Here is an 11,984-nt window from a genome sequence, read left to right on the forward strand (position 1 = left end):
CTTCTTGGCGTATAAACGCACAATAAGCACTCCCACCCGGGGCCACCCATAGCCCCGCGATTACTCCTCAGCCGGGAACATTCCCGTCGAAATAGCAATGCGATTCCAGGCATTGATCGTATTGATCGCCATAATAAGAACGACATATTCCTTCTCATCAAAGTGTTTCCGGACTTTCTCATAGAGTGCTTGCGGCACGCCATTTTCCGAGATGCGTGTTACGGCTTCAGTCAGTTCTAGCAAAGCTCTTTCTTTGTCAGAGTAAAATGGCGCTTCGCGCCAAGCTGTGATCAAGTTAATGCGTTGATCAGTTTCTCCCATTTTGCGCAGATCTCGCGTATGCATATCGATACAAAAAGCACAGCCGTTCAACTGCGATGCTCTTATTTTGATCAGCTCATACAGCTTTGCATCCAAACCGCTTGTTTTAATAAAACCTTCTAGCTTATACATAACTTGCGTCGCTTCCGGACTTACTTCGTGATAATTCATTCTAGCTTCCATGTGAATCTCCTCCGATTAGTGTTTAGTTTTGGTTTGCCTCTATAAGACAAAGGAGATCGGCGTTTTGTGACAATCCTGCACAGAAAGATGTTGAAGCTTATCCGGATTCTTAATAAAATACACATGATTGGCCATCTGCAACTGCTCATTCACATCAAAACAAATCACCAACTCAATCGCTTCATGCTGGATCAGCACCAGCCCCATTTGACCGTTCATCCTAACCGGCTGCCACTCTCCGGCTATAGAGCCTTTGGCTGCAATACCTTCAAAGAAAGATTTGATACGCAGTTTGCCCAAAATAGGATTGATCGCGGCACGCTTTTTGCCACCGCCATCCGAAATGAGCACCGCATCCTCCGTCAGCATGGCGACGAAATCTTGAAAGTTCCCCGTATGGACGGCGCGCAGAAATTTCTGCACTAGCGGCTCGGTATGTCCGATTTCAATATTTTGCGACTGATCCTTGTTGATTTTATCTTTGGCACGACTATAAATCTTACGGCAGTTGGGTTCTGATTTGCCCAGCATTTCGGCGAGTTCCCCATACTCATAGCCAAGTACTTCTCTCAATACGAAAACGGCTCGCTCCATCGGGGATAAAGTTTGCAGAAGGACAAGAAAGGCATATGAGACCGTTTCATCCTGTACGACTTGTCCGATAGGATCCTCAGTCTCGTTCTGTATCCATGGTTCCGGCAGCCACTCTCCCACGTACACTTCCCTTTGCTTGCGAGCCGATTTTAAGTAATTCAGGCAGCGGTTCGTCATCATTTTAACTAAATAGGCTTTCGGATTATTGACTGATTCCATTTCTACAGACGGCAAAGAAGCGAATAAATCTTGCATCATATCTTCAGCATCAGACACAGACCCCAGCATGCGGTAAGCCACTGAGAACAGCAACTGCTTATAAGTACGATAAATCGTTTCGAAATCCATAGCGAATACTCCCATCCAACTCATGAAATAAGTAAGAGAACTAACACTTAATTCGCCAATAATATAGCATATCCCTACTTGCAAAAAAAATTCAGAAAAGCGCCTATATGCATAAGCATACAGACGCTTTTCATTGTCATTACTTCTTAGTGAAACTGTTTAATCAAACGTTTAGCCGTCCCATTCGGGGTTTCGATGACTTCATACATGTAAACTTTCACGCCCGAATCTACTTGCTCATCCTTGAGACCGGAAACAACGACCTTTTGCTTGCCGCTAACCAATTTACCTGAGCCTAGCAGTGAGGCTGATTGCGTCCCAACCACACGGCCGAGGGAATCGACCATGTCGAATTCCACTTTGGAGAAGTTGGCATCCACGATGACCTGATCTTCATGGGTAACATCAAGATCAAGATTCAATTGGTACGAATACGTGCCATTATTGTAAAGCCAGCTGATGGAATCACTGTTCACTTTGATCGTGAATGGATACAGAGCCAAGATATCGCTGTCTTCTTCCTCTTGCAGAGCAACCTGATACGTACCTACGGATACTTTGCCTTGAGAGACTGATTTATCGTCGAAAATGTTCAAAGCAAACGATTCGTTCTCCGTCTCCTTTTTATTCGGAAGCAGGTAAGAGTAGCTGACAACATAAGAGCTTCCCGGTGTAACCTGTGTCGTCACCGAGGTTTGGCGAGTACCCGTATACGCGTTTCCGCTGCTGTCGATCAGTTCATTTTGCAATTCAGGGAGTGCGATGGTACTTGTTCCGTTATTCGTAATTTTGTACTTGGCTATCGCAGTTTTGTAGCCTAGATCATCATTCTGGTGAGCATGCAGTTCCACAAGAGAGACGTCCAGATTTTTGTTGATAACGGAGCTGTTGCTAAGGGTTAACTTGCTGCCCAACGTATAGCTTGCTGCCGTAGTGAAGCCGCTTTGCGCTTCTGCTGCTCCTTGGAGCTGGAAGACTGCCACGGGCATCTGACCACTTGCCGCAGAACTGGACGTTTCTGAGCCATTCGCTGCTCCGCTTGATGCTGCGCTGCTTGAACTTGCCGAAGTGGCTGTTTTCTCCCACAGCACCAGCTGCGCCGCATTCGGATCAACGCCCGCGGGCAAAATAGCATTAAAGTAATACGTCGTCGTTTCTTTCGGAGCCAAATAGGCATTCCGTGCTGAATTGTCCGTTGCCGATATCGATGTTCCTGAATCACCGAATTGATACGAAGCGAAGAATGACGGCACCGCGGCCGATGCTTCACCATCATTGCTAAGCGTTACAACCGTTTGGACATGCACCCCATCGGATTGCTTGCTGTAGGTAGATGAATTTGCTTTCACCGTTACTTGTTCGCCATCTTGCTGACCGCTGTAAGTTTGCTTGGTGTTCAAAGCCGTCGTTTGCAGCGAAGCATTGAGGTTCATCGTCCCCAGCGAGACGTCTTCCGTTTGATTCAAAAAGTAAAACTCCAGCGAAAGCCCTGACGCAGACAACTGTTTTGATATCGGCGTTTTCAGAGTGATGGTATCGGACTCGCTTGGCAGGAAAGAAGTGCCTGCTCCCTCGGCCACTGTAGATGTATATTTCAAACCATTGGCATCCACTAGTCTAACTTGCAGCCCGGCTGGCAGTTTCACGCTGCTGGAGCCCAAATTTTTGGCAGACACTTGCGTATACATCACCCATTTGCCATTCTCTGATACACGTACGCTTTGCCCCAATTGAAAAGAGATAGAAGCATCATTCGGCAATGTGCTGTCTAGTGTCCGCAGATTGATGATTTCTTCCGGCACTTTGACCTGATTTTCTTGCAGCGCAGATGCTACTGGAAGATCACCGAGATGATTCATAAAATCAGCTTGACTGGCATCCCACCGGAATACATCAACCTTCAATTGATCAGCGGTTTCGCCCTCGCCCAGACTGGCGTAAAACCGAAAACTCGCGTCTTGTCCCGGAAGCACGCTTGCGCTTTTCTTCTCACTCAGTTTGGCCGTATAGCTGTGTCCTGATGTATCTGTTACTCGGACACCGTACTGATTAAAGTCAATCGACTTCTTATCTCCATTATGTAAAGCGACAGAGAACTGAAGGGAAGAGGACGATAACGCCGCTTGATTTAAGGTGAAATAGGAAGCATTCGAAATATAGACAGCCTCAGATGCGGCCTGAGCAGCAGGAGCTGCCCAAGAAGCAGCCGCTAGCGTGCTCGTAAGCAGGAGTGCTAAGCTTGTATGTTTGATAGAAATGGATGTTAATTTACGAATCACAGGAATTACCTCCTAGAAATTAGTCATATCTTAGCGCATCGATAGGTTTTAACTTAGAAGCTTTGTTGGCTGGATAGAGACCAAAGATGACACCGACTAACGCAGAGAATAAGAAAGCATAAAGACCTACGTTAATTGAGAGACTTGTTTCCTGACTCGGATTCATATAAGGCCAAGCCAGGGATAAACCAACACCGACAATCAGTCCGATCAATCCGCCCATGCCGCTGATTAAGGTAGCTTCCACGAGGAATTGAAGTAAAATATTGCGGCGTTTGGCACCAATCGACTTGCGAATACCAATTTCGCGCGTTCGTTCACTGACGGTCACGAGCATAATATTCATAATCCCGATTCCGCCAACAAGGAGAGAGATCGCGGCTACAGCGACTAATTGATTCGTCAATGTACTGGAAGCAGCTTGTCTGGCAGTAATTAATTCGGATGAATTGAAAATATTGTAACCAGACGTGCTTTTAAACTTGTTATACAAATAGCGTTCGAGCACTTGTTGTACTTTGCTTACCGCATCCCCGTTCACCGCTTCTACATACGTAGATCGAATCGAACCTAATTTAAAATCTCTGCTCATCGTTGGCAAAGGTACAATCACTGAACTGTCTAAGGAAGTGCCGCTCGTATTCGAACCTTTGCTTTTCAATACACCGATGATCGTGTACATGTAACCATTGACATTGATCTCTTCATTGATCGGATCATCCTTACCAAAAAACTTTGTGGCGACTTCGGTTCCGATAACCGCCACATGATTTCGAAAATCCAGGTCTGCTGCCGCGAGGAATCGACCATTGTCGACTTCCCCTTTTTGCATATCCAAGTAACGATCATTCGTGCCAATTACGTTATAGGTTTGTGTTGTCCGGTCATATTTAATGCTTGTGCTGTTTCTGGTCATCGTTGGCGCAATGGCGCTAATGCCCGAAGTCCCCTCCATCTCCATCAGTTCTTCATATTTCAACTGTGTAGCGCGTCCATTCCCCAACAAATTAACCGTTAGAAGATTCGTTCCCAGTCCTTCATATTGTTTCTCGATCGACTTCGACGTGCCTTGCCCGATGGAAACGAGCGTAATCACCGAGCTGACCCCAATAATAACGCCCAGCATCGTTAGAACGGTCCGCAGCGGATTGGATCGTACGGTAGCCATCGCCATTTGGAAAAGCTCCCAAATTCTCATGAGGAAACCGCCTCCTGTGCCACCAATGTAACTAAAGGCTCATTGCGAACATCTTTGATTATCTCACCATCACGCAAGGTAACGACGCGTTTGGCGTTATCCGCGATGTGATTATCATGGGTAATCAGCACAATCGTATTGCCTTGTTGATTCAATTCTTTAATCAATTCCAACACTTCAATCCCTGTCTTGGAATCCAGGGCACCTGTCGGCTCATCGGCCAGAATCAGCGAAGGCGATATCGCTAAGGCTCTGGCTATCGCAACCCGCTGCTGCTGCCCGCCGGAAAGCTCACTTGGTTTGTGATGACCACGTTGGCCCATTCCCAGCTTCTCTAACATGAAGTTGGCTTGTTCCCTGCGCTGCTTGGTCGGAATGCCGGCATAAATCATGGGCAGTTCAACATTTTCAATGGCCGACAACCTTGGGAGCAGGTTGAATTGTTGGAAAATAAAGCCGATCTTGCGATTTCTAAGTTCGGCAAGTCCATTATCGGACATATTTTGAGTAGCGACTCCATCCAGGGCGTACGTGCCTGAACTTGGGATGTCCAGAAGCCCAATGGTGTTCATTAAGGTAGATTTTCCAGATCCACTAGGACCGATAATCGCTACAAAATCACCTTTTTCAATATGAAGGGTAATCCCCTTTAGAATTTGCAGCTGCTCCTCACCTCGCGCATAGCTCTTGGTGACTTCGTTCAATTCAATGATATTCATTCGTATGGCTCCTTTCCGGAAGCTGATTCCTGTCTACCGTGCTCCGCCACCGTTTTGGCCGCCACCGCCACCACCTGCGTTGCCACCACCCTGGAATCCGGCAGGTGGACCTCCTTCTCCGCCTGGGAAGCCGCCTGGCATTTGCTGCTGAGTCGTCGTTGTCGCTGCTCTCCGCGTTGGCATGACCACTTCATCGCCTTCTTGCAAGCCGCTCAAAATTTCAGCTTGCGTCTTGCTGCGAATCCCAATTTTAATCTCGCGCTCCTCCGTCGTACCGTCCGCCTTCTTCACAGAAACAGTCGATTTGCCTTTGGTCGTGGTAATTACTTGAATCGGTAAAACCAGAATGTCCTTTTTATTCTGAATATAGATCTCCGCTGTTGCCGTCATCGCATATTTCAAATCATTCTGAGCTGTATTCGGAATGGCAACAACCGCATCATAAGCCGTTACGCCATTGGTGGTCGTTCCTACGTTAGACACCGATGTCACTTCGCCATCGAATGATTTGCCCGAAATCGCATCGATTTTCACCGTGACCTTTTGTCCGACCTTGACACTTGTCAAGTCCAGCTCATCTACCGCAATCGCCAGCTGCATCGTGCTCAAGCTAGCTACCGCGCCCAAAGTGGTATTGGCGTTAATCTGCGCGCCCACTGGATAATTGCGAAGAACATTGTTTTTACTATTGGCAAAATCGGCTGAGAAGACGCCATCGAACGGCGCTTTAATCGTTAACTGATCAATCTTCTGCTGCGCGTCATCCACTTTGATCTTCTGACTTTCGATAGCCGCTTGTTTACTGATGATATTCTTCTGCAAATCGTCGTTGAACAAGGTTGCGATCAGTTCGCCCTGCTTCACAGTCTCTCCGTCTTTGAACTTCATGCTTTTCACCGTTCCGCTCGCATCAGAGAATATCGGCGACGTTTTCACATAATCCAAAGCGACCTGTTCGGTGGATTCCACTTTGCTGTCTCCGTTGCCCACGCTGCCTTTGACCTTCAAGCCAGCAGACAAGGTGCCATCGTTAGCAACCAGCACTTCCACATCCACCATTTTATTCCCATTGGCATCTGCCTTCATATCGTGACCAATCGTATTGACACTGCCAACTTTGGATAACAAATACCCGTCTACTGTCAACTCGACATTATCGCCTTTGCTCAGTTGAACAGCGGATTGCAGTGGGAAAGGCAGCTTCACCTTAAATTGTGTCGTATCTGAAACCGTTCCGATTTTCGTCGTTTTATTCACTTGACTGCCCACATCCAAATTGGATGCCAAGGTCAGCTTGCCGCTGATCGCAGCCGAAATTGTCATATGGTTTTGCTCATCCTGCAGCTCAGCCAGTTCTTTCTCCAACTGCTCCAAGCTGACTTGTGCTTCTTTTAAATTCGTTTCCGTAGATGGCACCGAAAGTTCGACCAGCACATCCCCTTTTTTTACAGCTTGATTTTGCGTCAAATTCATCGTTTTAATAATGCCTTCTACTGGAATGACGATATTTTGCTTATCTTTGGCATCCAATTGAGACGTCCCAGATACGGTGGAGGTAATGGCTCCTTTGCTTACTTTCATCACCTGCTGTTGCGTCGCCGCAGTCGCTGGCTGCGCCTTTTGATTTATGTACACGTACGTTCCTGCTCCACATAAGATCGCAGCCAAGACCACAATGATCCATTTTTTCTTCCGACCGAATTTCATCGATAAATCCCCTCTCCCATGTCCCGTAGCTCCAAATGTCATGATCCTAAGTACTTCTTCACAAGAATCAGTGTAAGGGCGGTGGCTGAAACCCGTCTGAGCATCGGCTGAAAGTAAGTTGAATACAAGCTGAACATTTGCTGAAAAGCGGGCAGCCTTACTAGGTGAAAGCCAAGCATCGAGTGGATTTCCCTGAGAGAATCGTTATAATGAATGTACGAACCAAGTAAGGAGGATTCACATGCCATTAATCATTAGAAATGCTGAAACCAGAGATCAAGACAGTTTGACGGTATTAATGTTCGCTTACATCGTTGGTTTCTATAAGAAACCTAAACCCGATACTTCCAAAATCCATCAATTAATTCAAACCTTATTGGAGCATCAAAGAGGGATCCAATTCGTGGCAGAACAAGATGGAGACTTAGTTGGATTTGCGACTCTTTACTTCGCCTTCAGCACGATGAGAGCCGAAGAAATCACGATTATGAATGATCTATTTCTGTATGAACCCTATCGGAATACGGAAGTTGAAGATCAATTGTTTATGCACTGTCAACACTATACACAGCATAAAGGCTATGCCTACATGTCGTGGATTACTGGTACGGATAATCAACGTGCACAGCAGTTTTTTGACCAGAAAGGCGCTGTGCGCAGCGAATGGGTCAACTATTCCTTTGTCCCCCCTGCTCCGTAACAGACAAAATTAGATAAGAGCCTGAACTCCCTCTACAGTCGCATTTGTCCGGCTGTGACAAATTTGAAAAACGGCTTCGCCGCCCTGATAGATCAGCCTCTTCTTAGCGGAAAACCTAGTAAGGGAACTAGGGGACGCTAATTAAGTAGAAAATAGGGATTTGAGGGTAATAGCGGAACTACAGGGTCTTATTTGCGCAAAAAGCGTAAAAATTCCCATAAAACAGCAAAATAACGTACTGTAGTTCCCTCAACCTCCCGATACTGACACTTTGGGCTAGATTAGCGTATCGTAGTTCCCTTACGTCCGCGCGAGGCAGCTGGAGTAACCCCACGTGAAAAAGACTGCCGATGACTCGGCAGTCTCCATTAAAAATCATGCTATTTCACACGATACTTCTCAAAATATTGCGGAATGACCTCTGTGGAAGCACCCGGCATTTGCGGCAGGATGTAGTGCCCGTCACGAACCGTCGCTGGTTCCACGAATATTTCACGAATCCATGGAATGTATTCCAGCATGATCGCATTCGACGTTGAAGCAACCAGATGCTGATGGATTTGTCCCATATCGCCTACATGCGGAACAATAGGCAAATCGTAGGAAGCAGCAAGTCCCGCTACTTGCAGCCATTCGCTGATACCGCCGACGCGCGTGCAGTCTACTTGCACGTATTCTACAGCACCAGCGTGGATGTAATCACGAAAAGCATACTTGTTATACACATGTTCGCCGAGCGCAATTGGCACATTTAAGGCATCGGCGAGCTTTTTATGACCCATGATATCATCCGGATTCAGTGGCTCTTCCAGCCAGAATAGGTCGAACTCCTCCAGTTTTTTGCCCCATGTCATGGCCGTATTGATATTCCATTGCTGGTTGACATCGATCATCAGAATAATATCTTTCCCGATGACGTCTCTAACCGCTTTAACGCGTTCATAATCTTCCCGGTGATTTGGCTTCCCGACCTTCATTTTGACCCCAGTAAAGCCCTCTTCAACATAAGAACTGATGTCTTGCAGCAATCGTTCCTGCGACCAATTCAACCAACCGCCATTCGTATTATAGGCTTTGATTTGTTTGTCTTTATGTCCGCCAAGATATTGCCAAAGCGGCTTGCCCGATGCTTTCGACATAATATCCCACAGGGCAATATCTACCGCAGCAAGCGCCATGTGCGTAATACCAGCCCGGCCAATCCAGTGCATTTTGCCAAAACGAAGCTCATCCCAGATGCCTTTCACCATGAAAGGATCTTTCCCCAGCAAAACTGGAGCATAATAATGGTCAATGGTGTCGGCAATCATCTGATCCCCATTCGCGCAAGTCCCCGTGTAACCGTAGCCCACAATGCCTTCATCCGTATAAATACGGACACCAGGCAATCCCCAGTGTGTCGGCGAATTAATGGCATCAGTAATCGGTGGATTCAAGGGAACATGCAGAATAAAGCTTTCTACTTTAACAATTTTCATTCTAATTTCTCCTTCAATTTTGAATTTAGGCTCGTGAACTATCTCCAATTAGGTTAAAGGCGCCGAACCCGGCTGCTTCACGAACTCAGGGACCTCTTCATTTGACAGATAAAATAGGTGAGCTAATAACGTTGTGGCGATGACCCAATGGCCATCGGAGTTCGGATGTATCCCATCACCTGAACGATAGTCAGCACATTTCTCACGTTCTGCTTGACGATGATGAAGCAATGGATCATAAATATTCACAACCTGCTCAACCACCGATCCCAGACTAAGGATCCAGTCCGCGTAGATTCGCAGCACGTCGTTATAGTGTTGATAGGGAGTTTTATAGCTGTAGGCCAGCTCACCTTCTGGCAAAAGAGTGCCTGCCTCTATACACATCGGATCAAAAGGCGGCGGCGTCATGACGATGGCTTTGGCGCCACATTGATGAATGAGCCGAATCGCCTTCAGCATACCCTCCTGATAGGCTTCAAATCTCTCTGCTGAAAAGGGAGCATATATGGCATCATTCATCCCATAGCCGATAATGACCCAATCCGGTAAGGTTTCTTGAAGTACGCTTGCTAGTCGATCATGGACACATGGGCGTGGAAACGGATGATCATCCTCCGATAAGCCGGATGCCGTTTCACTGCTAAGACCCTGATTGAAGAAGGTGTACGTATTTTCTCGTCTAAATTGCTGACAATAGGCATCCATATACGCAATAAATGTGCCGTCCTGGGTAATACTGTCGCCTAGAAAAATGATTCTAATTGGTTCACTCATCGAACATTCCCTTTCTCATTCGTATTATGATATTTCGTATATCATGTATGATTAATTGCAATAAATAAGGATGAAGGTGACTTCAGCCTCGAATCTCTATTTACCTGCAATTGAACCCACTTTCAGTAACCCAAAGATGCCCCGCCATCCACGGTCAAAGCAATACCCGTCACAAATGTAGACTGATTGCTCGCTAAATACAGCACCGCCTGTGCGATCTCTTCCGTTGTCGCGCATCGGCCTAACGGATGCATCTCCGCCAACGCTTGAACGGTCGCTGCCGGATCAGGCTGTTGGTCGATCCACTGCTCCAATAGCGGCGTCATGACACCGGCTGGGCAAATGCAATTCACGCGAACGCCGTCCTTGGCATAATCGAGCGCCAAGGATTTGGTCATCGCGATGATCGCGCCTTTGCTCGCAGCGTAAACGGGGTTCTGCAGCTGGCCGACTAAGCCGTTCAATGAGGCCATGTTCACGATATGTCCTTGCTTCTTGCGTATCTCTGGAATGCAATGCTTAATCATCAAGAACACGCTTTTTAGATTAATATCTATCGTACGCGTCCATTCATCCTCAGTGACTTCTTCTAGTGGTTTGGGCAGCACAACAGCCGCATTATTGAACAATATATCGATACCTCCCCAAGCAAAAAGCGTCTGCTCGACTAGTCTCTTCACTTGCTCCTCGGATGAAACGTCGGTTTTCACTGCAAGGGCACGCCGAGCGCCAGAAACTGCAGCATTCATTTCAGCCGCAACCCGTTCAGCTTCCTCACCGTTCCAATCTGCAATAACGACTTGAGCTCCTTCACTCACGAATCGTTTGGCTGCGGCTTCCCCAATCCCTGATCCAGCACCTGTGATGATCGCAACTTTTCCTTTTAAAAGCATGATACCCAAGCACCTCCTCCTACAACCTGTGATAGGTATGTACCACTTGTCTTATCTGGCAATTCTCTATTCAACACCGGTTCTCATGAACAACTCGTTTGTCCTCTTCTGAGAATTTCTTAAATGAATGGACATCGCTTCAGCGGCGCCTTGGGAATCTCGTTCCCTTAATTTCTGTAAAATAGCCTGATGCTCCTCCCACTCCACCTTCGTCGTGTCAACATCAAGTGTTAATTGAATAAAGCTAAGATAACGCTGAACCTGTTCCATATAACCTCTAACCAAATTTGCAAGATTGGCATTGTCACAATAGGCAAGAATGGTCCCATGAATCGATGTATTCATTTGATCGACAACCTCTAAACCGTTCTCTGCAGAAGGCGGATTGTCATGAAGCGATTCCATCGTATCCTGCAATCTTTCCAGAATGTCCACAGGCAATCTCAAAGCTGCTTTCTCCACAGCTAAGGGCTCCAGCTGTAGTCTAATTTCATATAACTCGTTTAAATCTTTGAGGCTCATCATCGTCACGAACATACCTTTGAACGGTATGACATGGATAAAACCTTCCGATTGCAGTCTCGAAAGCGCTTCCCGGATCGGAATATTGCTGACTTCCAATTGGCGCGCTAACTGATCAATATTAATTTTTTCGCCTGATTTTAATTTATGTGAGAGAATATCCTCTTTCACGATGCGATAAATCTCTTCGGTTAAATTGACACGACTAATTTTACTGCTCATATGACCCACACCCTATGTTTTCTTTTAATATATCATGTATGAT

At 46.5% G+C, this 11,984-nt stretch carries 11 protein-coding genes; 1 reads left to right on the forward strand and 10 read right to left on the reverse strand.

The window, feature by feature from the left end; translation table 11 throughout:
• Window positions 1-60 precede the first annotated feature (60 nt).
• From LOZ80_RS18705 to LOZ80_RS18730, 6 genes are all read right to left on the reverse strand, one after another.
• Window positions 61-504: a carboxymuconolactone decarboxylase family protein gene (locus LOZ80_RS18705; protein WP_238172733.1), complete on the reverse strand. Its 444-nt coding sequence runs from the start codon at window positions 502-504 to the stop codon at window positions 61-63.
• Window positions 505-543: 39 nt separating this feature from the next.
• The gene (locus LOZ80_RS18710) at window positions 544-1,446 is read right to left on the reverse strand and encodes an RNA polymerase sigma-70 factor (protein ID WP_238172734.1); all 903 of its coding nucleotides are present in this window, start codon (window positions 1,444-1,446) and stop codon (window positions 544-546) included.
• Between the two features lie 146 nt (window positions 1,447-1,592).
• Window positions 1,593-3,725, reverse strand: coding sequence for a hypothetical protein (locus LOZ80_RS18715; RefSeq protein WP_238172735.1), 2,133 nt, complete (start codon window positions 3,723-3,725; stop codon window positions 1,593-1,595).
• Window positions 3,726-3,744: 19 nt separating this feature from the next.
• Entirely contained in the window at window positions 3,745-4,923 is a 1,179-nt protein-coding gene (locus tag LOZ80_RS18720; protein ID WP_189019661.1) for an ABC transporter permease, read from the reverse strand.
• A complete protein-coding gene (locus tag LOZ80_RS18725) occupies window positions 4,920-5,642 on the reverse strand; it encodes an ABC transporter ATP-binding protein (protein ID WP_283214774.1) in 723 nt (240 codons plus the stop codon). The genes LOZ80_RS18720 and LOZ80_RS18725 overlap by 4 nt, the downstream gene beginning before the upstream one ends.
• A 33-nt stretch (window positions 5,643-5,675) precedes the next feature.
• Complete coding sequence (locus LOZ80_RS18730) at window positions 5,676-7,349, reverse strand: permuted SH3 domain-containing protein (protein WP_238172736.1); 1,674 nt, start codon at window positions 7,347-7,349, stop codon at window positions 5,676-5,678.
• Between the two features lie 241 nt (window positions 7,350-7,590).
• Here LOZ80_RS18730 and LOZ80_RS18735 point away from each other — a divergent pair, with 241 nt between their 5' ends.
• Window positions 7,591-8,049 carry a GNAT family N-acetyltransferase gene (locus LOZ80_RS18735; protein WP_238172737.1) on the forward strand — a complete coding sequence of 153 codons (459 nt, stop codon included), beginning with the start codon at window positions 7,591-7,593 and terminating at the stop codon, window positions 8,047-8,049.
• A gap of 380 nt (window positions 8,050-8,429) precedes the next feature.
• Here LOZ80_RS18735 and LOZ80_RS18740 read toward each other — a convergent pair whose 3' ends face one another.
• The 4 genes from LOZ80_RS18740 to LOZ80_RS18755 form a co-directional block, all read right to left on the reverse strand.
• Window positions 8,430-9,527, reverse strand: a complete 1,098-nt coding sequence (locus LOZ80_RS18740; RefSeq protein WP_238172738.1) for a mandelate racemase/muconate lactonizing enzyme family protein — start codon at window positions 9,525-9,527, stop codon at window positions 8,430-8,432.
• Between the two features lie 48 nt (window positions 9,528-9,575).
• The gene (locus LOZ80_RS18745; protein WP_238172739.1) at window positions 9,576-10,304 is read right to left on the reverse strand and encodes a GDSL-type esterase/lipase family protein; all 729 of its coding nucleotides are present in this window, start codon (window positions 10,302-10,304) and stop codon (window positions 9,576-9,578) included.
• A 122-nt stretch (window positions 10,305-10,426) separates the two neighbouring features.
• The gene (locus LOZ80_RS18750) at window positions 10,427-11,197 is read right to left on the reverse strand and encodes an SDR family NAD(P)-dependent oxidoreductase (protein ID WP_238172740.1); all 771 of its coding nucleotides are present in this window, start codon (window positions 11,195-11,197) and stop codon (window positions 10,427-10,429) included.
• Window positions 11,198-11,263: 66 nt separating this feature from the next.
• Window positions 11,264-11,941, reverse strand: coding sequence for a GntR family transcriptional regulator (locus LOZ80_RS18755; RefSeq protein WP_238172741.1), 678 nt, complete (start codon window positions 11,939-11,941; stop codon window positions 11,264-11,266).
• Between the last annotated feature and the right edge of the window lie 43 nt (window positions 11,942-11,984).

The sequence above is a fragment of the Paenibacillus sp. HWE-109 genome, assembly GCF_022163125.1.
Lineage (GTDB): Bacteria > Bacillota > Bacilli > Paenibacillales > NBRC-103111 > Paenibacillus_E.